Origin of the sequence: Kribbella sp. NPDC051137 (assembly GCF_040682535.1) — a bacterium.
In the GTDB taxonomy this organism is placed as follows: domain Bacteria; phylum Actinomycetota; class Actinomycetes; order Propionibacteriales; family Kribbellaceae; genus Kribbella; species Kribbella karoonensis.
On the sequence record NZ_JBFBBI010000007.1, the window covers coordinates 180,455 to 206,530 of the forward strand.

At 68.8% G+C, this 26,076-nt stretch carries 20 protein-coding genes; 14 read left to right on the top strand and 6 right to left on the bottom strand.

The window, feature by feature from the left end:
- Positions 1-26 precede the first annotated feature (26 nt).
- Complete coding sequence (gene fahA, locus AB0M51_RS36185) at positions 27-1,235, bottom strand: fumarylacetoacetase (RefSeq protein ID WP_344198411.1); 1,209 nt, start codon at positions 1,233-1,235, stop codon at positions 27-29.
- Positions 1,235-2,134, bottom strand: coding sequence for a hypothetical protein (locus tag AB0M51_RS36190; protein ID WP_344198409.1), 900 nt, complete (start codon positions 2,132-2,134; stop codon positions 1,235-1,237). The genes fahA and AB0M51_RS36190 overlap by 1 nt, the downstream gene beginning before the upstream one ends.
- A gap of 69 nt (positions 2,135-2,203) precedes the next feature.
- Here AB0M51_RS36190 and AB0M51_RS36195 point away from each other — a divergent pair, with 69 nt between their 5' ends.
- Both AB0M51_RS36195 and AB0M51_RS36200 read left to right on the top strand, forming a co-directional pair.
- Positions 2,204-3,397, top strand: coding sequence for a homogentisate 1,2-dioxygenase domain-containing protein (locus tag AB0M51_RS36195; RefSeq protein ID WP_344198407.1), 1,194 nt, complete (start codon positions 2,204-2,206; stop codon positions 3,395-3,397).
- Between the two features lie 22 nt (positions 3,398-3,419).
- Positions 3,420-4,109, top strand: a complete 690-nt coding sequence (locus tag AB0M51_RS36200) for a hypothetical protein (protein WP_344198405.1) — start codon at positions 3,420-3,422, stop codon at positions 4,107-4,109.
- Between the two features lie 8 nt (positions 4,110-4,117).
- Here AB0M51_RS36200 and AB0M51_RS36205 read toward each other — a convergent pair whose 3' ends face one another.
- Positions 4,118-4,909 carry a polysaccharide deacetylase family protein gene (locus AB0M51_RS36205; protein ID WP_344198403.1) on the bottom strand — a complete coding sequence of 264 codons (792 nt, stop codon included), beginning with the start codon at positions 4,907-4,909 and terminating at the stop codon, positions 4,118-4,120.
- 105 nt (positions 4,910-5,014) lie between these two features.
- Between AB0M51_RS36205 and AB0M51_RS36210 the strand changes: the two genes are divergently transcribed.
- The gene (locus AB0M51_RS36210; RefSeq protein ID WP_344198401.1) at positions 5,015-6,877 is read left to right on the top strand and encodes a 5'-nucleotidase C-terminal domain-containing protein; all 1,863 of its coding nucleotides are present in this window, start codon (positions 5,015-5,017) and stop codon (positions 6,875-6,877) included.
- On the opposite strand, the gene AB0M51_RS36215 is transcribed toward AB0M51_RS36210, so the two are convergent.
- Complete coding sequence (locus AB0M51_RS36215) at positions 6,878-7,669, bottom strand: hypothetical protein (RefSeq protein WP_344198399.1); 792 nt, start codon at positions 7,667-7,669, stop codon at positions 6,878-6,880.
- A 157-nt stretch (positions 7,670-7,826) separates the two neighbouring features.
- On the opposite strand from AB0M51_RS36215, the gene AB0M51_RS36220 reads away from it, so the two are divergent.
- From AB0M51_RS36220 to AB0M51_RS36240, 5 genes are read left to right on the top strand one after another with little or no spacing between them, the layout of a single operon-like run.
- The gene (locus AB0M51_RS36220) at positions 7,827-9,719 is read left to right on the top strand and encodes a right-handed parallel beta-helix repeat-containing protein (RefSeq protein WP_344198397.1); all 1,893 of its coding nucleotides are present in this window, start codon (positions 7,827-7,829) and stop codon (positions 9,717-9,719) included.
- 55 nt (positions 9,720-9,774) lie between these two features.
- Complete coding sequence (locus tag AB0M51_RS36225; protein ID WP_344198395.1) at positions 9,775-11,025, top strand: extracellular solute-binding protein; 1,251 nt, start codon at positions 9,775-9,777, stop codon at positions 11,023-11,025.
- Positions 11,007-11,921 carry a sugar ABC transporter permease gene (locus AB0M51_RS36230; RefSeq protein WP_344198393.1) on the top strand — a complete coding sequence of 305 codons (915 nt, stop codon included), beginning with the start codon at positions 11,007-11,009 and terminating at the stop codon, positions 11,919-11,921. The genes AB0M51_RS36225 and AB0M51_RS36230 overlap by 19 nt, the downstream gene beginning before the upstream one ends.
- Positions 11,922-11,925: 4 nt before the next feature.
- Positions 11,926-12,819, top strand: coding sequence for a carbohydrate ABC transporter permease (locus AB0M51_RS36235; RefSeq protein ID WP_344198391.1), 894 nt, complete (start codon positions 11,926-11,928; stop codon positions 12,817-12,819).
- A 21-nt stretch (positions 12,820-12,840) separates the two neighbouring features.
- Positions 12,841-14,796, top strand: a complete 1,956-nt coding sequence (locus AB0M51_RS36240; RefSeq protein ID WP_344198389.1) for a right-handed parallel beta-helix repeat-containing protein — start codon at positions 12,841-12,843, stop codon at positions 14,794-14,796.
- A 54-nt stretch (positions 14,797-14,850) separates the two neighbouring features.
- Here the strand turns inward: AB0M51_RS36240 and AB0M51_RS36245 are convergent, their stop codons facing one another.
- On the bottom strand, positions 14,851-15,570 hold the full coding sequence (locus AB0M51_RS36245) for a GntR family transcriptional regulator (RefSeq protein WP_344198387.1): 720 nt from the start codon (positions 15,568-15,570) through the stop codon (positions 14,851-14,853).
- A gap of 57 nt (positions 15,571-15,627) precedes the next feature.
- Positions 15,628-16,428, bottom strand: coding sequence for an amidohydrolase family protein (locus tag AB0M51_RS36250; RefSeq protein ID WP_344198385.1), 801 nt, complete (start codon positions 16,426-16,428; stop codon positions 15,628-15,630).
- Positions 16,429-16,516: 88 nt separating this feature from the next.
- Between AB0M51_RS36250 and AB0M51_RS36255 the strand changes: the two genes are divergently transcribed.
- From AB0M51_RS36255 to AB0M51_RS36280, 6 genes are all read left to right on the top strand, one after another.
- Positions 16,517-18,382 (top strand): hypothetical protein, encoded by a 1,866-nt coding sequence (locus tag AB0M51_RS36255; RefSeq protein ID WP_344198383.1) that lies wholly within the window; start codon positions 16,517-16,519, stop codon positions 18,380-18,382.
- A complete protein-coding gene (locus AB0M51_RS36260) occupies positions 18,382-19,260 on the top strand; it encodes an aldo/keto reductase (protein WP_344198381.1) in 879 nt (292 codons plus the stop codon). The genes AB0M51_RS36255 and AB0M51_RS36260 overlap by 1 nt, the downstream gene beginning before the upstream one ends.
- 73 nt (positions 19,261-19,333) lie before the next feature.
- Positions 19,334-23,086: an Ig-like domain-containing protein gene (locus tag AB0M51_RS36265; RefSeq protein ID WP_344198379.1), complete on the top strand. Its 3,753-nt coding sequence runs from the start codon at positions 19,334-19,336 to the stop codon at positions 23,084-23,086.
- An 89-nt stretch (positions 23,087-23,175) separates the two neighbouring features.
- A complete protein-coding gene (locus tag AB0M51_RS36270) occupies positions 23,176-24,534 on the top strand; it encodes a M1 family aminopeptidase (protein WP_363752728.1) in 1,359 nt (452 codons plus the stop codon).
- Positions 24,535-24,566: 32 nt separating this feature from the next.
- A complete protein-coding gene (locus AB0M51_RS36275) occupies positions 24,567-25,256 on the top strand; it encodes a GntR family transcriptional regulator (protein WP_344198376.1) in 690 nt (229 codons plus the stop codon).
- A gap of 11 nt (positions 25,257-25,267) precedes the next feature.
- Positions 25,268-25,996, top strand: coding sequence for a creatininase family protein (locus AB0M51_RS36280; RefSeq protein ID WP_344198374.1), 729 nt, complete (start codon positions 25,268-25,270; stop codon positions 25,994-25,996).
- Positions 25,997-26,076: the final 80 nt, after the last annotated feature.

Genomic DNA, 26,076 nt, shown 5'->3' on the forward strand with positions numbered 1-26,076 from the left:
GAGGGAGAGGGCGCGCCAGATGGGGGTCAGGTTGGTTGGGTGGGGATGATGCGGCCGGTTACCTCGCCGAGGCCCAGGCGGGAGCCGTCGGGGCGGGACGCCCAGGCGGAGATCGTGACCTCGTCGCCGTCCTCGAGGAATCCGTGTTCCTCGCCGTCGAGAACCAGTGGTTCGCGACCGCCCCAGGTGAGTTCGATGAACGAGCCGCGCTGGTCCTTTCCGGCGCCGCTGACGGTGCCGGACGCGTAGAGGTCACCGGTGCGGACGGAGGCGCCGTTCACGGTCAGGTGCGCGAGCATCTGGGCGGGGGACCAGTAGATGTCGCGGTACGGCGGGGAGCTCACCAGGTGGCCGTTCAGCCTGACCTCGAAGGTGATGTCGTAGTTCGTGAGGTGCCGGCCGCGGAGGTACGGAAGGACGGGCGGGTCCTGCACGCCGAGCGGGACGGCGGACGCGGCGAGGGCGTCGAGCGAGACGACCCAGGGGGAGACGGAGGTGGCGAAGGACTTTCCGAGGAAGGGGCCGAGCGGGACGTACTCCCAGGCCTGGAGGTCGCGGGCGGACCAGTCGTTGACGATCACCACGCCGTACACGTGGTCCTCGAACTCGTCGACGGAGACGGGTTTCCCGAGCGTCGACGGGGTACCGACGACATACCCGAGCTCGACCTCGATGTCCAGTCGCCGGGACGGGCCGTACGTCGGCGCGCTCGCGTCCGGGGCCTTGCGCTGCCCGGACGGGCGGACGATGTCGGTGCCGCTGGCAACGATCGTGCCGGCCCGGCCGTGGTAGCCGACCGGGAGGTGCTTCCAGTTCGGCAGCAGCGGCTCGGAGTCGGGGCGGAACAGCCGGCCGAGGTTCGTCGCGTGCTGCTCGGAGGCGTAGAAGTCGACGTAGTCGGCGACCTCGAACGGGAGCTGCATGCTGACCGCGGACCGCGGGATCAGGTGGGGCTCGACCGTGTCCCGATCGGCGGAGTTGCGGACCAGGTCGAGGAGCCAGTCGCGGGTGGCCCGCCAGGCGGGGCGGCCGAGGGCGAGGAACGCGTTCAGGGACGGCTGCGCGAACAGTTGGGCGCCGTCCAGCATCTGCGCCGACGCGACCGGTGCGAGGTCGATGATCTGGTCGCCGATCGCGGCACCCACCCGCGGCTCCTCGTCGCCGTGCCGGAACACCCCGAGTGGCAGGTTGTCCGGCCCGAACGGCGAGCCGTCGGGGATGTCGATCCAGCTCATCACATCAACCCCAAGCTCTTCAGGTCCGTGACCGGCTCCTCGATGCTGCACGATCCGAACGAGGTGAACCAGCGGCGGGTGCTCGCCGCCTGGTCGTCGGACAGCTCACGCGCTCGCCGGGCCAGCGCCTCGCCGTCGCGGTCGTCCAGCAGTTGCGCGAGCTCGTCCTGGGTCGCGCCGTCCAGCGAGGCACGGGTGGCGAGCAGCACGTTCAGGAAGCCGTGGTGCTCGAAACCCGAGTCCTCGGCGGTATGACGCACTGCGTTGTGCAACCCCGCGGTGCACTTGAACGGCACTTCGCGGTCGAGGCAGGCGGTGATGAACGCGGCCACCTGGTCGCCGGCCGGGAAGAGGTGCGCGTCGAGCCCGCCGGTGCGGAGTTTGGCGTGGTACCCGGCGTCGGCGACCACGTCGAGCGCGCGCTCCCACGCCCCGTCCATCCCGATCTCGACGTACGCCGTCTCCTCGTCGAGGCAGTCGTCGCACGCCCGCACCACCCGCAACGCGTTCCGCGACAGGTCGTCCTCGTCCCGCAACCGCACCTCGACCGCGGCCACCTCGACGTCCTTGGACCGATCCCCCCACCGCACCACCGGCTCGATCCCCCCGGCCCCACCCGAGATCACCACCGAAACCCGAAGCGGGACGGCGCCCACGCGCCTCTCAGCGCCACGCGCGGCTCCGCCGTCGGGCGCTCCACCCTCTCCACCAGCGCGGGCGGCCTCCGCGACCTTCAGGAGGTTGTCGTCGGTGCAGACGAAGGTGCCGACCAGGTCGGCGTACGGCGACCGCAGGTGCGACTGGTGCGCGGCGACTGCTTCCGCGAGGGGGAGGTTGCCCGGAGGGAACATCGACGCGTCGTCGACCAGGTGGTGGTACAGCGCGGGGACGGTTGACATGTTCCAGAGCCTAACGGATGCTTTCGGTAAGCGGACGCATGCGTTCGATTATCGTTCAACGGAGTGAGTATGGCGTTCTACCGGCAGGTCGGGGAAGTACCACCCAAGCGGCACACCCAGTTCCGCACACCGGACGGCGGGTTGTACTACGAGGAGCTGATGGGCGAGGAAGGCTTCTCGTCCGACTCCTCACTGCTGTACCACGCCGGCGTACCGTCCGCGATCGTCGACTCCCAGGTGTGGGAGCTCCCCGATCTCGCGACCGTCCCGAACCACCCGCTGACCCCGCGGCACCTGAAGCTCCACGACCTCTTCACCGAGACCTCCAAGTCGAACCCAGTCGAGGACCGCAGGCTCGTCCTCGGCAACGGGGACGTCCGGATCTCGTACGTCGTCGCCGAGCAGCCGTCGCCGTACTACCGCAACGGCATCGGTGACGAGTGCGTGTACGTCGAGAAGGGCTCGGCCACCGTCGAGACGGTGTTCGGCGTACTGCACGCGGTCCAGGGCGACTACGTGATCATCCCGCGCGCGACCACGCACCGATGGTTGCCCGGAGCCGAGGGCGTGAGTGCGTACTGCATCGAGGGCAACTCGCACATCGCCCCGCCGAAGCGCTACCTGTCCCGGTACGGCCAGTTCCTCGAGCACTCGCCGTACTGCGAACGCGACCTGCACCCCACCACCGAGCCGCTCGTCGAGGAGGGCACCGACGTCGAGGTGCTGGTGAAGCACCGCGGGAACGGTGCCGGCGGCATCGTCGGGACCCGGATGACGTACGCGACGCACCCGTTCGACGTGGTCGGCTGGGACGGCTGCCTGTACCCGTACACGTTCAATGTGAGCGACTTCGAGCCGATCACCGGGCGCGTGCACCAGCCGCCGCCGGTGCACCAGGTGTTCGAGGGGTACAACTTCGTGGTCTGCAACTTCGTGCCGCGGAAGGTCGACTACCACCCGCTGTCGGTGCCGGTGCCGTACTACCACTCGAACGTCGACTCCGACGAGGTGATGTTCTACTGCGGCGGCGACTACGAGGCCCGGAAGGGGTCCGGGATCGGGCTCGGGTCGATCTCGCTGCACCCCGGCGGGTACGCGCACGGACCGCAGCCGTCCGCGATCGAGGCGTCCCTCGGCGCCGAGCGGTTCGAGGAGCTCGCGGTGATGGTCGACACCTTCCGCCCCCTCGAACTCGGCGAAGGGGGCCGGGCCGTCGACGACGGCGTCTATGCCTGGACCTGGGCAGGCCGGCGCAAGATCTGAGACTCTGTGGGATTCTTACCCCGTGAGTGAGGACGGGGACGCAACGTCACAGGTTGTCGAGCTGGACGACACACCGGAGGTGCAGGTGCCACCAGGCGAGCCGGGGCCGCCGTTCCTGGTCAGCATCGACCGCGACGCGGTGCTGCGCCGGCGCGAGGTGGTGCGGACCGTGGAGCGGCGCGGCGCCTGGGTGACGGCGATCCTCGGCGCGATCGGCATCGTCGCCGCGGTCTACGCGCTGTTCGCGTTCCGCGGCTCCGGGATGTGGCCGTTCGCGCTGCTGCTGATCGCGGCGATGCTCCCGCTGGTGCTCAGCACGCTGCTGGTCTACCGCGTGCAGGCCGACCGGCAGCAGTGGTACGACGCGAACGAGCTGCCGCCGGTCGCGATGCGGATCTCGGGGAAGGGCCTCGAGCTGGCGTGCGACGGCGCGGCCTACCCGGTCGTGCTCCCGTGGGCGACCGTCCGCGGCTTCACCCAGCACAAGCTGCTCGGTCAGTACATGCTCGACCTGGCCCTCGAGCGCGGCGTCGGCGCGACCACCGCGGGCGTCCGCGGCCTCGACCAGCCGTCCGTCCGCAGCGTCGTCAAGCCCAACCCGCTGCTCCGCCCCACCGGCATGTTCCTGATCAAGGCCCTCGACCAGCCTGTCCACGTCATCGACGAGGCCCTCCGCCACTTCTCCAACGGCACCGCCGGCATCCAGCGTTAGGGCATGCCCTAGCAGGGGAGCGGGCGGTAGGTGTAGCCCTGGGCCGTCAGCTTGGTGAGGGCGTGGTCGAGGGCGGCGACGGTCTGGGAGCGGTTGCCGCCGCCGTCGTGCATCAGGATGATCGCGCCGGGTCGGGCGCCGGACATGATCGCGTGTTCGATGTGGGCGGTGCCGGGCTTCTCCCAGTCCTCGGTGTCCACGGTCCACAGCACCTGACGCTGGTGGTACGCCGCCGCGATCGCCTGGATCTTCGCGTTCGTGGCGCCCTCCGGCGGGCGGAGGCACTTCGACATGATGCCCATCGCGATCTCCTGCCGGACCTTCGCCTCGGGCAGCAGCGTCAGCGTCTTGTGGTCGTAGGTGTGGTTGCCGATCCGGTGCCCGGCGGCGCGCTCGGCGGCAACCAGGTCCGGGTACTGCGCGACCTGGATCCCGAGCACGAAGAACGTGGCCTGCGCGTGGTGCTTGCGCAGTACCTGAAGAACCTTCGGGGTCCACTCGTGCTGCGGTCCGTCGTCGAACGTCAGGTAGAGGACCTTCCCGTGACCGGCCAGGTTCCAGTCGTCCGCCGGGGGCTTCGGCGGGGCCGGTCGGACCGGCGGCGTACTGGGCTTGGACGACGACGGTTGACCGCGCTTCGACGTGACCGACGTACTGAGAAGGCCGTGGTGCGGCGTCGTCGAGACGGCAGGCGCGGCGGACGTCAGGGGCTTCGAGGACGGCGAGGCAGCTTGGGCGAGAACGGCACCGCACAACAAGGCGGCGACCAACGGCAGGAGCTTGCCGGGCGGCTTGGTCATGGGGCGCATCTTCTCGTGTGGGTGGGGGCAGGCGTTCGCCGGGTCTCGCTTATCGTGTGCATTCGTGCCGGAGATCCCGGCGCAGCGACCTTGTGAGGCGGGGCGATGACCGACAGCGGTGAGCGGAACACGATGACGCGACGCACAGTGATCGGCGCGGGGATCGGCGTGGGGATCGGCGGTGCGGCGGCGCTGGCCGCGGCCGGGTTCCAGACGGCGCCGGCGTACGCGGGCGGTTCGGGGAAGACGGTCCGGCTGACCGTGATGGGCACCACCGACCTGCACGGCAACGTCTTCAACTGGGACTACTTCAAGAACGCCGAGTACGACGACTCCGCGCACAACGACATCGGCCTGGCCAAGATCTCCACGCTGGTCAGCGCCGTCCGGGACCGCCTCGCCGCGGACCCGCACGCGCCGCGGCCGCTGCTGCTGGACGCCGGCGACACCATCCAAGGCACCCCGCTGGCGTACTACTACGCCAAGATCGAGCCCATCACCGGCGGCCACACGCACCCGATGGCGGCCGCGATGAACCGGATCGGGTACGACGCCGCGGCGCTCGGCAACCACGAGTTCAACTACGGCCTCGACATCCTCCGCAAGTTCCAGCGCCAACTGCGCTTCCCGTTGCTCGGCGCGAACGCCCAGGACTGGACGACCGGCTTGCCCGCGTTCCCGCCGTACGTGCTGAAGCGGGTGCACGTGCCGGGGGAGAAGCCGATCACGGTCGGCATCCTCGGTCTCACCAACCCGGGCATCGCGATCTGGGACAAGGCGAACGTCGAGAACAAGCTGAAGTTCGGCGGCATCGTCGAGCTCGCCCAGCAGTGGGTCCCGAAGGTCCGGGCCGCGGGCGCCGACATCGTGATCGCCTCGGTGCACTCCGGCATGGACCTGTCGTCGTCGTACGGCGACGCGCTGCCGTACCCGGAGAACGCGTCGGTCCTGATGGCCGAGACCGTCCCGGGTATCGACGCCGTCCTGGTCGGCCACGCGCACCTGGAGATCCCGGAGCGCCTGGTCACGAACAAGACGAGCGGCGACCAGGTCGTGCTGAGCGAGCCGCTGAAGTGGGGCATGCGGCTGTCGCTGTTCGACCTGGACCTGCAGAAGGTCCGCGGCCAGTGGAAGGTGGTCGCCCGGCACAGCCAGGTGCTGAACGCGAACACCGTCGCCGCGGACCCGGACGTGGTCGCGCTGCTGGAGAAGGACCACGACAAGGTCGTCCAGTACGTGAACTCCAAGGTCGGCACCTGCACCGAGGCGATGTCCGCGGCGACCGCGCCGTGGGAGGACACCGCCGCCCTCGACTTCGTGAACTTCGTCCAGGCCGACGCGGTGTCGAAGGCGCTCGCCGGTACGCCGCAGGCGTCGCTGCCGGTGCTGGCGATCGCGGCCCCGTTCAACCGGGACGCGGCGATCCCGGCCGGCGACGTGTCGGTCCGCGACGTCGCGGGGCTGTACGTCTTCGACAACACGCTGCTCGCGGTCACCATGACGGGCGCCCAGGTCAAGGACTACCTGGAGTTCTCGGCGTACTACTTCAAGCAGGTCACCGGCACCGGCCCGTTCCCGTCCGACCAGGTCACGAACGCGCCGACCTCGACGGCGCCGAACGGCACGCCGGACTACAACTACGACATCGTCGGCGGCCTGACGAAGCCGCTGACCTACAAGATCGACATCGCGAAGGCGCCCGGCGCGCGGATCACCGACCTGGCGTACGACGGTACGCCGGTCGCCGCCGACCAGCAGTTCGTTGTCGCGGTCAACAACTACCGTCAGTCCGGCGGCGGCAACTTCCCGCACGTCAAGACCGCTCCGGTGGTCTACAACCGGCAGGTCGAGATCCGCCAGCTGATGATCGACTACGTGACCGCGACCGGCACCGTCGACCCGAAGACCTTCCACACGGTCGACTGGTCACTGGTCTCCGACGGCACTCCGATCACGGTCACGGCCTGACTACCCCTTGGCGGCCAGGTACTCCTCGAGTCCCTGGCCGTTGAGGGGGTAGTAGTCGGACAGCCGCCCGCCGTCGTCGAGGCGCCGGCGGGCGAACTCCTCGCGGGCCTGCAGTTCCAGTGAATCGTCGGCCAGCGAGACCGCGGACTTCTGCGGTACGACGACGGCGCCGTCGTCGTCGGCCACGACGATGTCGCCCGGGGTGACGAGGGCGCCGCCCACGCCGACCGGCACGTTGAACGCCGCCGGGAACAGCTCGGTCTGCGACGCGTAGTGCGGCGTGACGCCGGTGCTCCAGACCGGCACGCCGAGCGCCCGGATCCGGGCCGCGTCACGGACTCGCCCGTCGACCACGATGCCGGCGCCGCCGCGGAGCTTGAAGTACCGGACCAGCATGTCGCCGAGGCAGCCGGTGAACTGGCTCGCGTACGCGGACACCACCAGCACGTCGCCCGGCCGGATCGACTCCAGCACGCCCCACAGCGCCGTCTTCTTCTCGGCGTACTCCTGGTCGGCGCTGCTGAACACGTCCTCGCGCTGCGGGAGGAACTGCAGCGTCACGGCCCCGCCGTACACGCGCACGTCCGGCGTCCGGTGCAGCGGCACCGGGCCGTTGATGAACGTCCGGGTGATGCCCTTCTGGTGCAGCTTGGCGCAGGCGGTCGCCGCGCTCACGTCGGTCAGCGCGCCGAGCATCTCGGCGGTCGGCCGGGAGAACGTCGCCGTCTGGACCGGGGACAGTTGCGACTCGTACACCTGCTCGTACGACGCTGTTCCGCGATCGCCGTTCACGTCCATGTGCTGCCTTTCGCCGGTGACTTTATCGCCTATCGATGATAGATGTAACTGCCGGGACACGATTGCTGTCAACTTCTCCGCCCGATCTTGACTCCGGATCGCGTCTCCATAAGATCATCCTCTATCGATAGGCGATCATAGGAGTCGGGTGATGACAGTACAGCGGTGGTACGGGGTCGTCGCGGTTGCCGTGCTCGCGTCCATGGCTGTGGTTCCGGCGGCTGCCGCGGGCCCGGTCACCTACTACGTTTCGCCGTCGGGCGACGATGCCGCTGCCGGGACCTCGTCGGCGGCGCCGTTCCGGCACCTCCAGAAGTGCGCGACGGTGATGGTCGCCGGTGACACCTGCGAGATCGCGGCCGGCACCTACCGGGAGACGGTGCTGCCCGCCGCCTCGGGAACGTCGTCCGCGCCGATCACCTACCAGGCGGCCGCCGGCGCCACGGTCCGGGTCGACGGCACCGAGCCGGTCACAGGATTCAGCCAGGTGACGCAGGCGGACCTCACCGCACTCGAGGCCTCGGACTCCTACCTGGCCGGCTCGGACTTCGCGACCGCCGTCGGGCAGGGCCAGATCTACCGGACGACGGTCAGCCTCGGCGCCGATCCGCAGATCTTCGTCGACGACCAGATGTACATCCAGGCCCAGTGGCCGTATCCCGGTCTCGACCTGATGAACCCGGCCATCGAGCGCACCCAGTCCGGCACCACGAACAGCACGATCGTGGACGCCAACCTGACCAGGCCCGCCGGGTACTGGGACGGCGCGACCGTGCTCATGAGCTACTGGTACGCGTCCCAGACCGGCACGGTCGCCGGCTCGTCCCCGGGAGCCATCACCCTCGCGTCGGCGGCCGGCTGTGCCGGGATCAACGCCGGCGACACCAGGTACGCGCTCTGGGGCAAGCTGGGCGAGCTCGCGCATCCCGGCGAGTGGTTCTACGACTCCGCGAGCAGCAGCCTCTACCTGTACGGCGATCCCGCGGGACACAGCGTGCTGGCGAAGTCTCGCGACCTGGCCTTCGACCTGACCTCGGCCAGCTACACGACGGTCCGGAACGTCGACCTCTTCGGGGCGACGCTCAAGACGTCCGGTACGGGCAACCTGTTCGACGGTCTCGACGCGCGGTACCTCACGCACTACACGCAGCTCACCGCGCCGGGCGCCAGTTGCAACGTCTCGGTCGGCGTGAGCACCGGGCTGCAGCTCCGGGGCTCGAACAACGTGCTGCAGAACAGCAACATCACCTACAGCGCGGGGTCCGGCGTACTACTGGCCGGCAGCGGCAACCGCGTCGACAACAACAAGATCAGCGACGTCGACTACATGGGTACGTACGCCTCGGGCATCGCGGTGACCGGCAGCGGGGCGACCGTCACGCGCAACACGATCACGGACGTCGGCCGCGCGGACGTCTCGGTTGTCTGGGGCAACGGATTCTCGCCGGCCACGATCGCGTACAACGACCTGTCCCGCTACGACCACCTGAGTACCGACGGAGCGGCGATCTACCTGTGCTGCGGGTCGGACATGGCCGGTACGACGGTGCACCACAACTGGCTGCACGACGCGGCCAACCTGCCCGGGATCAACCCGTTCGCGGAGGCCGGGGCCTACGCCGACAACGGGCAGAGCAACCTGGTGTTCCACAGCAACGTCGGCTGGGGCAACCTGCACAACACGGTCATGCTGCACGGCCTCAGCGGCGCCAGTACGAACAACCTCGTCTACAACAACGACGGCGGGGTCTACCTGCTCGGCATCACGAATGCCTCCGGCACCCGGATCGTCAACAACATCGGCGATGTCAGCAACCCGCCGGCCGCCGGTTCCGGGATCACCATCTCGAACAACCTGCCGTCCGGTACCGATCCGCAGTACGTGGCCCCGGCGAGCCACGACTACAGCCTGCGGGCGACCTCGCCGGCCCGGAACGCCGCGACGCCGATCGCGGGCGTGACGGACGGCTCGACCGACCCGGTGCCGAGCCTCGGCGCCTATCAGTACGGGGCAACCTCCTGGATCCCGGGCGCCACCTGGTGACCAGGTGCGACCGGATCACGACCTCGACAACGACAAGCACTGGAGTGTGAACGACATGAGACAACTGTGGCGCCGTGCCTCCCTCGCCGCGGTTGCGGCCACGGCACTGATCGGACTCGCCGCCTGTGGTGGCGGTTCCGAGGCCGGCGGCGGTTCCGGGCAGACCACGTTGCGGGTGATCGTGAACATCACCCCGAACCTCACCGAGGCGTACTGGACCGGCCTGTTCGCCAAGTACGAGGCCGCGCATCCCGACGTCAAGGTGAAGCTCGAGCTCACCGGCACGATCTCCGCGAGTGCCAAGCTCACCCAGGACCTGGCCGCCGGCGACCCGCCGGACATCGCGCAGCAGATCACCCCGACCAAGGAGAACGTCAGCCTGCTGGCCGACCTCACCGACCAGGCCTGGGTCAAGGACACCCCGCTGAGCGAGCAGTACGCGATCGACGGCAAGCGGTACGTCGTCGGCGTCGGCGAGCAGATCCAGTCGCTGGTGTTCTACAACAAGGCGGCGTTCACCAAGGCCGGCCTCGATCCGGCGAACATCAAGACGATCGCGGACTTCACCGCCGCGATGGCCAAGCTGAAGGCCGCCGGGTACACGCCGCTGCAGACCGCGGGGCAGTGGGTCCCGGGCGCGCAGTTCTCGATGATGGCCGACGCCGGCGTACTGACGAAGGACCCGGACTGGGTCGTCAAGCGCACCGGGAAGCAGACCACGTTCAAGGACAGCGGGTACCTCGACTACTTCAAGGACTACAAGTCCTGGATCGACGCCGGGTACCTGGACAAGAGCGCGCTCGGCCTCACCTACGCGGACGGCCAGACGGCGTTCCTGAACGGGAAGTCCGCGATGTACATGATGGGCTCGTACTTCGTGCCGGCCGCCGACCAGGCCAAGAAGAGCGACCAGATCGGGGTCTTCACGATGCCGACCGACGGCGCCTACCCGTCCGGCCAGTTCGGCAACATCGCCAGCCCGTACGTCGTCGTCAACCAGTCCAAGCACAAGAGCCAGGCCACCGAGTTCGTGAAGTGGCTGGTCACGGACCCGACAGCGGTCGAGAGCCAGTTGGCGGCGGACGGCAACCTGCGCAAGGGCTTCACGTACAAGACCTCCAGCCTCGGGACCGGCGTACAGAAGATCCTCGACGCCGCGCCGACGGTGCTGGTGAAGTCCGGTACGCATCAGCCGATCGAGGGCTTCTCGGGCGAGCTGAACACCCGGGTCCAGTCGCTGTTCACCGGCGCCACGCCGGACCAGGTCGCGGACGGGTTGGACAAGTGGTGGAACTCCCAGAGCTGAGCCGGCAGCGGCAGGTACGGATCGCGAGGCTCAGGGAGACGGCGCTCTCCGTGGGCCTCGCGGGTCCCGCCGTGCTGCTGTACACGGTGATGACGATCGTGCCGGTGGGCGTCGCCGTCTACCTGAGCCTGACGAACTGGAACGGCTTCTCCGACGCCGTGTTCATCGGGCTCGGCAACTACCGGCACCTGTTCGACGACCCGAACTCGACGCGGGCCTGGTGGGTGACCGGGATCGTCGCGGTCAGCGGCTCCGTGCTGATGCTCGGCGGCGGGTTGTCGTACGCGCTGATCCTCAAGGAGAAGTCGCTGGTCAACTCGTTCTTCCGGGCGCTGGCCTACTACCCGCACGTGATCAGCGCGCTGATCCTCGGCTACCTGTGGGCGGCGATCCTCGGGACGAACGGCGCGATCAACAACACCCTGCAGAAGTTCGGGGTCGGCCCGGTCGGCTTCCTGTTCTCGGAGAAGCTCGCGCTGGTCACGCTGATCGCGGTCATCGCCTGGGCCGGTTTCGGGTTCAACGTCGTACTGTTCGTCGCCGCGCTGCAGACGGTTCCGGCCGAGCTGCTCGAGGCGGCGCAGATCGACGGGGCGAGCGCGCGGCAGATCAACACGCAGGTGGTGATCCCGATGATCGCCCCGGTGGTGACGGTCGCGACGGTGCTGAACCTGATCGGGCTGATCCGTACGTACGACATCGTGGTCAGCCTGACCGGCGGCGGTCCGGCGGGCGCGACCCAGACGTACGGCTACCTGATCCTGGCGCGCTCGTTCGAGGGCACGAAGGTCGGGTACGCGACCGCGCAGGCGGTGTTCCTGATGGTGGTGTCGGCCGCGCTCGCGCTGCTCGTGACCGCCCTCCGGAACCGCCAGGACCAAGCGGCGACGGGGTAGCGGCATGGCGATCGATCTCGAGACCAGACCTACGATCCAGGCCGCCCCGCCGGCCCGGCCGGCCCCCAAGGTACGACGGCGGGTCGTCCGGCCGGTCATGCTGGCACTGCTCTTCGTCCTGATGACCGTCCCGGTCTACCTGCTGCTGGTGAACAGCTTCAAGAACCAGGAGGACATCCTCAACGGGCCGTTCTCGCTGCCGTTCTCCAAGCTCACGCTGGAGCACCTGAACGGCGCGATCCACAGCCCGCAGTTCAACGTGATCAAGGGCTACGGGTTCACGTTGTTCCTGGTGGTGGCCGTCGACGTGTTGTGCATCCTGTTCGCCGGACCCGCAGCGTACGTGATCGCCCGCAGCATGAAGCGGCGTACGCAGCTGCTGATGCTGTACTTCCTGGCCGGCACCTTCATCCCGGGCGCCGCGCTGATCATCCCGGTGATCTACGTACTGCGGTCACTCGGGCTGGCGAACACCGTGGCCGGGCTGCTCGCGCACGACGTGGCGTCGACGCTGCCGGTGAGCATCTTCCTGTTCGTCGGCTTCATCCGGACGATCCCGGTGGACATCGACCATGCGGCGTCAATCGACGGCGCGGGCCGGTACCGGACGTTCTGGACGATCATCTTCCCGTTGATGCGGCCGGGGGTGGTGACGGTGCTGATCCTGAACTCGATCGGGATCTGGAACGACTTCGTCAGCCCGCAGATCCTGCTCAGCCCTGGCTCCGGGCGGTACACGGTGACGACCGCGATCTACGCGGGCATCAGCCAGTACTCGACCGACCTGACCAAGGTGTTCCCGAACCTGCTGCTGGCGATCGCGCCGGTGATCATCTTCTTCATCTACATGCAGCGGCACATCATCAGCGGCCTGACCGTCGGCGCCGTCAAAGGCTGAACTCCCGGAAGGACGTGCGAAGTGCCGAGAAAACGATGGATACCGGTGGCACTGCTGGCCTGTGTGCCGGGCATCACCCTGCTCGCGCCGGCCGCGGCAGACACGGGCGGGCAGACCTACTACGTCGCTCCGTGGGGAAGGGAGAGCTCCGCCGGACGTACCGCCGCGGCGCCGTTCCGGCACATCCAGCAGTGTGCGGAGGTAATGGTTGCCGGCGACAACTGTGAGATTCTCGCCGGGACGTACGACGAGACCGTGACGCCGGCCCGATCCGGTGTCGCGGGCCGGCCGATCACCTACCGTGCGGCCCCTGGAGCGCTGGTGACCCTCACAGGGACGACGCGGTTGCGCGGCTGGGCCAAGGTGACCGGCGCCGACGTCGCCCGGATCGCACGAACCGATCCGTACGCGGCCGGATCCGCGTTCGAGCAGGCGGTCGGCGACGGCAGGATCTACAGCACTGCCGCTGATCTCGGTGAGGATGTGACGACCGTCCAGGTCTTCACCGACAAGGCGATGGATGTCGAGGCGCAGTGGCCGTACCCCGGTCAGGATCTGCTCGACCCTGCCCTGGCGTACGCCGGTCCGGGCAGCGCGGGTGCGACGATCGCCTCTTCGGAGCTGACCAGGCCGGCCGGCTACTGGGACGGCGCGCGGGCGCTGACCGGCTACTGGTACGTGTCGGCGACGACCACGGTCAAGAGCTCCGACGTCGGCTCGGTCACCCTCGATGCGGCCCCGCCGTGCGTGCACAAGGTCGTCCCGAAGGACACCCGGTACTCACTCGCCGGGAAGATCGGTGAGCTCGCGCACCCGGGTGAGTGGTTCTACGATCCGGTCGCGAAGCGGCTGTACGTGTACAGCGAGGACGACGCCAACCTGCACGAGATCGAAGCCAAGACCCGGCAGCTCGCCTTCGACCTGACCAACACCAGCTACACGAACCTCAGCGGACTCGGTCTCTTCGCGTCGACCGTACGCACCGGTCCGAACAGCACGCACGTGGTCCTCGACCGGATCCGTGGCAAGTACCTGTCGCACTACACCGACATCACCCGCGGCGCCACGGACTGCGGTTCGACCGTGACACGCGGAGTCGCCGACACGGGTGTGGTGATCGACGGCTCGGACAATGCCGTCACCAACAGCGACCTGTCGCTGAGCGCGGGCAACGGGATCGCGCTACGCGGCCACGACAACAGCGTGACCGACACCGTGATCCACGACGTCGACTATCTCGGCACCTACGCAGCCGGGATCGCCGTCCAGGGCAATCGCCAGACCGTCCTGCACAACACGATCTATCGGGTCGGCCGCAGCGGCATCAACCTGCAGTGGGGGACCACGCCGGACGTGGCGCCGGGCCCGGACCGCATCGCCTACAACGACATCTCGCAGTACGCACGACTCAGCCTGGACACAGCGGCGATCTACACCTGTTGCGGTGCCGACATGCAGCGCACCTCGATCGACCACAACCTGCTGCACGACGGCACGCCCACCCCCGGAGTCACGCCGTTCGCGGTCGCCGGTGTGTACGCCGACAACGGACAGAGCAATCTGGTGATCGCCGACAACGCCGGATGGAACAACCTCGAGGGCACCGTGATGCTCAACGGCCTGGGGACCGGGTCGCACGACAACGGCGTCTACAACAACACGGGTGGCATGACGCTGTTCTACGTCAAGGGCCCCGGGCAGTCCACCGGCACCAAGGTCTACAACAACATCGGCGCGATCCGGGGTCTCGACGGCGCGACCAACGGCGGCATGGTGCTGTCGAACAATCTGCCGGCCGACGTCGACCCGCTCTTCGTCGACCCGGCGAACCACGACTACCGGCTGTCGGCGGCGTCACCGGCGCGGAACCAGGCACTTCCGTTGCCGGGCATCACCGACGGCTCGACCGATCCGGCTCCGAGCCTGGGCGCCTATCAGTACGGCGCTCCGCTCTGGACGGCCGGCGTACGCCGCTGACCGTCGCGGAACGGTGCCCGGAGATCCCTCGGTCTCCGGGCACCGGACTGCCGGTCAGCGCTTGCCGGCGCGTTTGTCCTTCTTCTTGGCGGTCCTCGCGTCCGGAACCGGACCGCGCCCGCCCGCGTGGTTCGCGAACGCGGCCGCCGCCTCGGCGGGGTCGGTCTCCCGGAGCAGCTGGACCAGCCGGCCGTGCTCGTTCGCCATCGCGTCCCAGTCGCCCTCGAACAGGGGGTCGCTGATCGCCCGGAGGGCCCGCAGGTTCGGCTCCAGGACCTCCCACATCCGGGTCAGGAACGGGTTGCCGGCGAGTTGGATCACGCGCGTGTGGAAGGCGATGTCGACATCGCGGAACATGCTGACGTCGCCGGACTTGGCGGCCTTGTGCAGCTGGTCGACGAGCTCGTCCAGCTCGCTCAGGTCCTGCTCGCCGATCCGGCCGGCGGCGAGCTCCGCGGCCAGCCGCTCGAGCGGCTCGCGGACCTGGCGGGCGTACTCGACGTCCTGCTGCGAGATCTCCACGACGAAGTTGCCGCGCCGCGGGATGTGCACCAGCAGCCCCTCGCGGGCGAGCTGTTTCACGGCCTCGCGGACCGGCGCCTGGCTGACGCCCAACTGGCGGGCGATCTCGGACTCGACGACCCGCTCGTTCGGGCCGAGCTCGCCGTCGACGATGGCCTGCCGGAGCAGTTCGTACGCCCGCTCGGAGATCAGCGTGGCGCGGAACTGGTCCTTGCTGCTCGCCAGCGTGGAGGCGAAGTCACCCTTGGCCATGAAGTCCCCAATTCGTACGAAGTCCGGAATGCCTTGTCATGATACTTGTCTGATCGCCTAGCAGCTATCGATAACGAGCGTCTCCCTCGCCAGGTTCCCGTCCAGACGATAGGCGCGGACGGCGTTACCGTGCAGGACCTGCGCCCGTTCGTCGTCGGACAGCCCGCCCAGCCCCCGCAGCGCGAGGCCGAGCGAGTCCGCCCGGGACCCCCGCGGCAAGCAGATCGGCCAGTCCGACCCGACCAGGCACCGCTCGGGGCCGAACGCCTCCACCGCTCGCTCCACCAAGCCGGCCACCTCGGGAGGCTGGGTGAGCAGACCGGAGATCTTCAGCAGCACGTTCGGTCGCGCAGCGGCCGGCCGCAGCTCACGCTGCCAGACATCAAGCTCGCGCGGGTTCCCGAGGTGATCCACCACGATGGTCAGTCCTGGGAACCGCTCGGCCAGCTTGGTCGCTGTCGCCAGAGCGTTTGCCGGCAGGTTGACGTCGAGCGTGATCCTCAGCTTCTCCAGCACCGGCAGCAACGCCTCCTGGACGGCCCCGCCGAGCCGCAGGCCGTTCGGCCGCGCCTCGACCATCAACTCCTCGAACTCCTCCGGTACGGCGTCCTCGTACACCTGGAGGTTCCCGACGTACCCGGCGACCAGGTCGGGCCGCGTCGCCCGCAGCTCGCGCAACGCGAGCGTCTCGCCGCGATCCCCGCGCGAGGCTTCGACCAGAACTGTGCCGGCCACTTCCACGCCGCTGTGCTCGAGATCGTCGAGCGTGAACGTCCTGTAGTGCTCAGATCCCGGGCGGATCCACGGGAAGCCGTGGCCCGCCTGCCACAGGTGTGCGTGGCAGTCGATCAGGCGCATCTCGCCGTACCTCTCTCCGCTCTTGACACCCTTGCGCAGGATCAGGCTAAATCATCGGGTATCGATCAGCGATAAGGGGTGTTTCCTCATGCTCAGGGCCGAGCCCGTGCGCGCAACCCGCCGGATCCGCACCGCCCCGGAGTGGGCGATCCTGGAGCGGGAGCTGTTCGCCCAGCAGGACCGGGCCTGGCGGGTGTTCGCCGACCGCTACACCGAGGGCGACGGCCGGCTGGTGTTCCGCGACCGGCTCGGGGTCGGCCTCGACGGCCGCGACGGGGTGGACGACTTCTACGAGCCGTTCTTCAACTGGCCGACGCTGTACCTGCTCGGCGGCAGCTCGGACCTGCTCGACGCATCCCTGCGGCACTGGCGCGGGGTGACCAACCAGCTGACCGAGATGGGCATGCTGGTCGACGGCTACGAGCGCGGCTACGACTGGTTCCACCAGGGCGAGAGCATGGTGCTGTTCTACGCGCTCTGCCTGGCGCTGCCCGAAGACACCGATCTCAAGCAGCTCGCCGCCCGGTTCGCGGACCTGTACCTGCCGGCCGGGCCGAACTACGACGCCGAGCATCGCGTGATCCAGGCACCGCACAACGGCGCGGCCGGCCCACGCTGGGGCTTCATCGACGGCGAGAAGTACTTCCCGTGGAGCCTGCCGCTGCGCCCGTACGGCCTGCCGCTCGACTGGATCGGCGTCTCCTCGTTCGACGAGCTCGTCGACGATCCCGGGAAGGCACGCCGCTACGGGCAGATCATGTGGGACCGGATGGGCCGCGGCGACGTGCTCGCGAACCTCGCGGCGACGGGCCTCGCGACCAACGCCTACCTGTACTCCGGCGACCCGGCGTACAAGGACTGGGTCCTCGAGTACGTCGGCGCCTGGCAGGACCGGCTCGCCGGGCGGGAGGTGATCCCGGACAACGCCGGCCTGCACGGTGAGGTGGGGGAGCACCTCGACGGCCGCTGGTACGGCGGGCACTACGGCTGGGCGTGGCCGCACGGGATCGAGTCCGTCGGCTCGTCCGCGATCGTTGGTGCGGTCAACGCCACCCTGCTCTCCGGCGACCGCGGCTACCTCGACCTCGCGCGGAACCCGTTGGACGCGGTGCTGAAGCAGGCGGAGTACCGGAGTCTCGCGGACATGGGTACGCTGACGAAACGCTGGTTGCGGCACCTGGACCCCGAGCGCCCGACACTGACGATCCCGCAGCGGCACAACGACTCCGGCTGGTTCGACTACAACGTGATGCCGACGCAGCTGCCGATCGCGCTCTGGCACTTCAGCCGCGACACCGGCGACGCCGAGCGGATCGAGCGACTCCGCGAAGGCTCCGACTGGGACTGGAACGCGGTGCACGACCAGCGGAACAAGGACGAGGGCGGCCACGAGGAGCCGTGGTACGAGTTCCTTGCCCGGCGCAACCCAAACTTCCCGGAGAAGATGCTCCGGTCCGCCCTGGCGATCTCCACGGCCCGCCTGGAGACGATCGAGAACGACCCGATCGACCCGGCGGTCGGCCCGGACGCGCTCGACATCCACCATTGGCAGAACATCAACCCGGTCGTCACCGAAGCCCTGCTCCAGCTGACCACCGGCTCACCGCAGGTTCTGTACAACGGCGGCCTCACCCATCTCCACCTGCGCTACTTCGACGCTGACGCCCGACGCCCCGGCCTCCCCGAGGCCGTCGCCGCGCTGGTCTCGGACATCGACCCGGACCACACGGTCGTCGACCTGGTGAACCTGGGCGACGAACCCCGATCGCTGCTCGTCCAGGCCGGCTCCTTCAACGAACACGCGCTGCAGACCGTCGCCGTCGACGCCAACCCGCCGAGGCCCGTACACCACCAGTTGCTGGTCGACCTCCCTCCACAGTCCGAGGTGCGTCTCACGCTGACAATGTCGCTGCACGCTCGTACCCCCGCGAACCAATCACCGTGGGAGCTGTGATGTTGCCGCGGCTGGGTATCGGTACGGCACCGCTCGGCGGGCTGTTCGCCGACGTGACCGAGGACGAGGCCGCCACGACGGTGCAGACGGCTCTCGACGCGGGCATCACCTACTTCGACACCGCCCCGCGCTACGGCCACGGCCAGGCCGAGGAGCGGCTCGGACGTCGGTTGCCCGCTACCACCATCGTCTCCACCAAGACCGGCTGGACACTGGAACCGGACGGCAGTGCTCGCGCGGACTTCAGCGAGCGCGGCATCCGCGAGTCGTTCGAGTCCAGCCTGACCCGGCTGAACCGCTCGTCCGTCGACATCCTGTACCTCCACGACCCGGACGACTACGCCGACGACATCCGGCGCACGGGCTACGAGGCAGTCCGCAAACTCCGCGACGAAGGCCTGGTCGGTGCCATCGGCTTCGGCATGAACCACAGCGCCCCGCTGGCGGCGTACGTGGCCGAGTACGACGTCGACGTCGTACTGATCGCCGGCCGCTTCTCGCTGCTCGACCACGAGGCCGCCGACGTCCTGCTCCCGCTCTGCCAGGACCGCGGTACGTCGGTCGTGGTCGGGGGTGTGTTCAACACCGGCCTGCTCGCGGATCCGAACCCGGCTGCCATGTTCAACTATCGCCCGGTGGACGCCGCCGCGCTCCGGCGTGCCCAGCGGTGCGCCGAACTCTGCGCCGAGTACGACGTACCGCTGCCGGCCGCCGCGATCCAGTTCCCGTACCTGCATCCGGCCGTGACGTCGATCGTGGTCGGCTGCCGGTCCGCCGCCGAGGTGACCGCCAACGTGGCGGCCCTGCGGACCGCGGTCCCGGCGGCGCTCTGGCAGGCCCTCGCGGCCGAGGGCTTCGTCCCGAAGTCGTTGCTCTAGACAACCGCCGTCTCGCCGAAAGGGGTTCTCCACAAGTAGGTATAATCGATTATCGACCAGAAAGACCACTGCGATGAAGCGATACCTTTCCGTCCTTCTCGTCGCCGGCCTGCTGGCGACAGCGACACCGGCGACCGCCACCGCCGACGACGATCCCCGGACCCTCTACGTCGCGACCAACGGCGACGACCACAATCCGGGAAGCTTCGGGCGACCGCTCCGGACCCTCGAAGGCGCCCGGGACGCGATCCGCACGATCAAGAAGCACCACCTGCCCGACGGCGGCGTCACCGTCTACCTCCGCCAGGGCAGCTATCAGCGCAGCTCGACGTTCGCGCTGACCGCCGAGGACTCCGGCACTGCCGACGCCCCGATCACCTACAGGTCGTACCCGGGCGAGACCGCCACGCTGACCGGCGGCACCCAGCTCTCCTACGACGACTTCCACCAGGTCACCGACCAGTCCGTGCTGGACCGCGTGGTCGAGAAGTCCGCGCGCGGCAAGATCCTGCAGGTCGACCTGCGTGGGCTCGGCCTCACCGACTACGGCGAGCTCAGCCGGCACGGGTACTGGCATGCCAACGACGTCAGCAAGACCCCGCCGATGGAGCTGTACGTCGACGGCCAGGACATGACGCTCGCGCGCTGGCCGAACACCGGCACCGTGCAGATGAACAAGATCATCGACCCGGGTCCGACGCACAACGACCCGGACCTGCAGGACCGCGGCGGCACGTTCAGCTACAGCTACGACCGCCCGCGGTACTGGACCCAGGCCAAGGACGTCTGGCTGGACGGCATCTTCGGCTACAGCTGGGAGTGGTCGTACAACAAGATCCAGTCGATCGACACCGCCGCGAAGACCATCACGCTGCGGTACGGCGAGATGTCCGGGCTGATGAAGTCCTGGTTCCCGGACTTCCATTTCGCGCAGAACCTCCTCGAGGAGCTGGACGCGCCCGGCGAGTACTACATCGACCGCGACCGTGGCGTGCTCTACCTGGTGCCGAACGCGTCCTTCCTGGCCAGGCGCGGCGCGGTCACCGTGACCACCCTCGAGGAGCCGATGGTCCGCACCGACGGCACGTCGTACGTCACCTTCGACGACCTGGTGATGGAGTACGGGCGGGCGACGGCCGCGGTGATCCTCGGCGGCAGCCACGTGACGATCGCGCACAGCGACATCCGCAACTTCACCGACGGCGGCGTGCTGATCAACTCGCCCGGCCGCTACACGTACGACGGGATCCCGGTGAACCGCGGCGGGACCGACCATGCGGTGGTGTCCAGCGAGCTGAGCCACATCGGCGGCGTGCCGATCGTCCTGCAGGGCGGCGACAAGACCACGCTCGCGCCCGGACGGAACAAGGTCGAGAACTCACACATCCACGACTTCGCCTACTACCACAAGGCGTACAACGCCGGCGTGATGTTCGACGGCGTCGGGAACATTGCCCGCGGCAACGAGATCCACGACGCGCCGCATCCGGGCATCATCGTGCAGGGCAACGACCAGCTGGTCGAGGACAACGAGATCTACGACGTCTGCAAGACGTTCCAGGACCTCGGCGCGATCTACATGAACGCGGGCTCGACGCCGCAGCAGCGCGGCAACGTGTTCCGGCGGAACTACTTTCACGACATCGGCAAGGGCCGGGCCGGCGTCGAGGGGATCTACGCCGACAACCTGACGATGGGCATCACCATCGATCAGAACGTCTTCGCGGACATGGGCAACGACGCGGTGAAGAGCGGCTCCGGCGACTACGTCACTGCCACCAACAACGTCTTCGTGGACACGCACGTGCCGTACGACAACTACGAGATGTGGATGGGCAACCAGGAGGGGAACGTGGTCGACAGGTCGTACATGCCGGCCTGGAAGAAGCTGTTCGCCGACAACGACAACTTCGTGGGCACGCCGTACCTGACCAAGTACCCGGAGCTGGCGCACTTCTTCGACGACAACCACTACTACCCGGCACACAACACGTACGCGAAGAACGTGGTCTGGAACCCGACGACCACCCGCCAGTCGGACGTGAACGCGCAGGGCGCGCGGGACGTGAAGAACCTGCTGAACTACGACGGCAACTGGGTCGCGTCCGAGGACCCGGGGTTCGTCGACTGGCAGAAGGGGGACTTCCGGCTGCGTCCGGACGCCGCGGTCTTCCAGCACATCCCCGGGTTCCAGCCGATCGCGTTCGACCGGATCGGCACGCACGGGCACATCGGGCAGTCGCGGACACCGGAGGTCGTACCGCTGGAGTCGGTCGCGTTCCCGGCGGAGGACCTGTCGATCGACCTCGGAAAGCAGACGTCGTTCGCGGGCGCCGTCGTACCGTGGAACACCACCCAGCCCGGGCTGGCCTACGCGTCGAGCGACCCCACGATCGCGACCGTCGACGCCGACGGCCTGGTCACCGGGGTCGCGCCCGGTACGGCGACGTTGACCGTGACATCCGCGGCGAACCCGGCGATCAAGGACGAGGCCACGGTCGTCGTGCACGAGGGCGACGGCGTACTGCACTACACGGACTTCGAGTCCGGCGCGAACGGGTGGCCGGTGGACGCCAACCGGAGTGTGGTCGACGACGGCACCGGGAACCACGTGTACCGGATCGTCAAGGGTGCGAACTCGCAGCTGCCCCGGGACTTCACGCAGTACGTCCTGGACTTCACGGTGACGACCCCGGCGACGCTGCCGGACGGAGCGGTGATGCTCGTGTACGACCGGACCGGTGCGACCCCGGGCGGCTTCGTGCGCTACCGGCACCTCGCCTCCGGTCCGGTGTGGACGATCTACGACAGCAAGTGGCAGGTCGTCCAGGAGGTGACGCTCGGCGCGGACGCCGCGTTCACGCCGAACACGACGTACCCGATCAAGGTCGCCGTCCGGCCGACGGGGATCACGGTCGGGGTGAACGGCCGGCAGGTCGTCGCGGGCCGCAACCCCGCACCCGAGGCAGCAGGCAAGGTCGGGTTCTACGTGTCCGGTGCGAGCCGGCTGGACTTCGACAACGTCGGCTTCTCGATCGTGTCGCACGAGGTGACGGGCGTCGACCTCGGTACGGCGCAGCTCGCGCTGGAGACGGGCGAGCGGCGTACCGTCGCAGCGACCGTCACGCCGGCGGACGCCTCGGACACGCGGCTGGCGTGGACCTCCGACAACCCAGCGGTGGCGACCGTCGACAGTACCGGCCGGGTCACCGCGGTCGCGGCCGGTACGGCGAACGTCACGGCGACCTCGGTGTCGAACCCGGCGGTCTCGGCGACGGTCGCGGTCACGGTCCAGGACGGGCAGTACGCCGTCACCGACCTCACCACCCAACTGTCCGACCAGGCGAACTGGACGACCTCGCCCAACCTGGACTTCAGCACCGGCACCGTCAAGGCGACCGGTGAGGGCGTGTACGGGTACAAGGGCCAGAAGTTCGGCGACGGGCTGCTCCGCTTCAAGGCCGAGGTCGGCGCGTTCGCCGGCGGCTGGTACGGGTTCCAGGTGCGCTCGCACGACACCGGCGTACCGGCCTGGCAGAACTCGAACACCGGCTACCTCGTGGTGATCAAGGAGGACACCATCGAGTTCCAGAGCTGGACGCCCGGGCAGACCATGCTCGACGTCATCCCGAACACCGTGATCGCACCGAACAGCACTCACGAGATCGCGTTCGGTGCCGTCGGCAACCGAGTGGTGCTGCGCGTCGACGGCAGGACCGTCTGGACCGACGTGGTCACGGTCCCGAACAACCCGATCGGGGCGGACGGCTACTTCAACCTCTACAACTACCTCAAGGGCAACCCCGTGCGGTTGCTCACCGTCTAGATACGTGAGGCGGCCAGCACCGCACCCCGGTTGCGGTGCTGACCGCCCACCTCAGACCAGAGGATGACCTCTCTGCCGACCTGAGACGGATGTCCGGCGGCCAGGTCTGGCCGCAGCTCGGGAACAGCGGGTACGAGGTGGTCGACCAGCAGCTGGCCGTACGGTTCAACCAGCGGCTGACGGCGTACACCGCGACCACGACACTGACGGCGCGCGCCACCTCGACGTTGAGCCGGTTCGACCTCGATCTGCTCGGTCCGAAGGTGACCGACGTGCGGGTGAACGGCGTACGGACCGCGTGGAAGACCACGGTGGACGGCGAACTGGTGATCACTCCGGCGCGCCCGGTGCGGAACCGGTTCGTGGTCCGGGTCGACGTGCTGAACGACCTGCCGGACGCGGTCGAGGGCGGCAGGCCGCCGTTCGGGCTGCTCCGGCACGACGGCTGGGTGCAGACGATCAACCAGCCGGCCGGCGCGCGCCGGATCCTCGCGGTCAGCGACCACCCCGCGCAGAAGGCGCCGGCGACCATCTCGATCACCGCGCCGACCGCGCTCAACTCCATTGCCAACGGCAAGCTCCTGCGGACGCTGAAGGGCACGACCTACACCACGCGGGTGTTCCGGGAGCAGCGCAAGCTCGCGACCGAGCTGCTGCAGATCGGCGTCGGGCCGTTCACGGTTCTGCACCGGAAGGGCCCGCACGCCCTCGACCTGCGGTACGCCGTACCGACGGCGCAACTGGCGGACATCGAGCCGCAGCTGAAGTCGTTCGACACGTCGGTCCGGTTCCTCGAGCGGCGGCTCGGGCGGTTCCCGGGGACCGAGGCCGGTTCGTTCGTCACGCCGCTCGGCGGCGAGCTGGAGACGCAGGGCCTGACGCTGATGACGGCGAGCGCGATGACCAAGGACGGGTTCGAGCAGAACGGGACCGACGCCGTCGTCCTGCACGAGGTCGCACACGAGTGGTTCGGCAACTCGGTCTCGCCGAAACGCTGGTCGGACCTCTGGCTGAACGAGGGGCATGCCTCCTTCTACGAGGACGTGTACGCCGAGGGGCGGTACGGCGCCGAGCAGGAGGCCGTGATGCGGGACGCGTACGAGAAGCTGGGCGACAAGCTGCTCGCCAACGGCCCGATCGCGGCCCCCGACCCGAAGACCTTCACCGGGGACCGCGCCGACTACCGCCCGTACACCGACGCGGCGTACGCCGGCGGTGCCCTGACGCTCTACGCCCTCCAGCAGAAGGTCGGCGCATCGACCTTCAACGCCATCGAACGCGCCTGGGTCCACCGCTACGACAACTCCGTCGCGAGTACCGCGGACTTCATCAGGACCGCGTCCGACGTGGCCGGCACCGACCTCGGCCCGTTCCTCCGCTCGTGGCTCTACGCCGAGCACCTGCCCCCGATGCCCGGTCATCCCGACTGGAAGCCGCTGACCTCTTGACCGCCGGAATGGCTAAGTGATTTAGTCAGTTTGTGACTTACTCAGCTTCCGAAGCGCTGCCCAGCCTGTCCGACCGGTTGACCGAGTCGATCCTCGGCATCATCCGGGAGGGCGGGCTGCGGCCGGGCGACGCGATTCCGTCGGCGCGGGAGCTGGCCAAGCGGTTCGCGATCACCACACCGACGGTGCGTGAGGCGCTCCGGAAGCTGGAGGCGACCGGGGCGGTGGAGTTCCGGCACGGCTCCGGGACCTACGTCGGCCCGACCATCAACAACGTCGTACTGGCGAACCCGCATCGCCCGCCGATCACCAAGGACTCGGTGCTGCAGCTGATCAGCGCCCGCCTCGTGATCGAGCCGGCCATCGCCGCGCAGTCCGCGCTGGCGCGGCAGCCCGAGAACCTCGAACGCCTGGAGGCCGCGGTCACCAACGCGCTGGTCCCGCCGGGCGGCCCGGCGTTCGCGCTCAACTTCCACGTCGAGCTCGCCGCCGCCTCCGGGAACCCTTTGCTGCAAGAGGTGCTGGCGTCGCTGCTGAAGGTCCGGGTCCGCGAGCAGCAGCAGATCCGTGCGCTGTACGACAACCGGGGGCGTGACCACGAGGAGCACCAGGCGATCGCCGCGGCGGTCCGCGCCCAGGACGCCGGACAGGCCGAGCGCCTGACGCGCGAACACCTGGACAACATCCGCCAGGCCGTCGAGTCGGCTCCGGAGTTCTCGTGAGACTCGCCGAGATGACGACCGACGAGGCGCTCGCGGCGGTCCGGACCGCGCCGCTGGTGATCGTCCCGGTCGGCGCGCAGGAGCAGCACGGCGGCGGCATGGCGATGTCCACCGACACCGTCCGCGCTGTCGGCGTCGCCGAGCGGGTCGCCGAACGGCTGGCCGGCCGCGCAGTCGTCGCCCCGCCGGTTCCGTACGGCGTCTCCCCGCACCACATGGCGTTCGCCGGCACGATGACGTTGTCGCCGGCAACCTTCATGCAGGTACTGCGCGACCTGGTCGCGAGCCTGCACACCCACGGCTGGCGCCGGTTCCTGGTGGTCACCGGGCACGGCGGCAACAACCCCGCCCTCTCCGTGCTCGCCCAGGAGTACGTCGGCAGCGACGTGACGTTCGCGTGGACACCGGTCACGTCCGTGGTGTCGGACCTGATCACGGACGTCAGCGCCGTCCACGGTCACGCCGGTGAGGCGGAGACCGCGCAGATGCTGTACCTCGCCCCGGAGCTGGTCCAGGCCGATCGCCTGGAGCCGGGAGCGCTCACCCTGGACGAGCTCACCGTTCCGGCCCGGCTGGCCCGCGACCCGCGCGGTCCGCGGCTCTCGGTCGGTTTCGACGAGTACCACAAGCGTGGTGTGCTGGGTGATCCCCGCCGTGCCACAGCCGCGGACGGCCGCCTGCTGGTGGAGACCGCCGCCGACCGGATAGCCGCCTTCGCCGACGAGCTGCTGTCGGCCTGACATCAGAGTTCACTGGACCTTCGCTCAGGGAGGTCCAGGCGCGAGCCTGCCCGCCTGCAGGCCGCCTGCCCCGAGGAGGC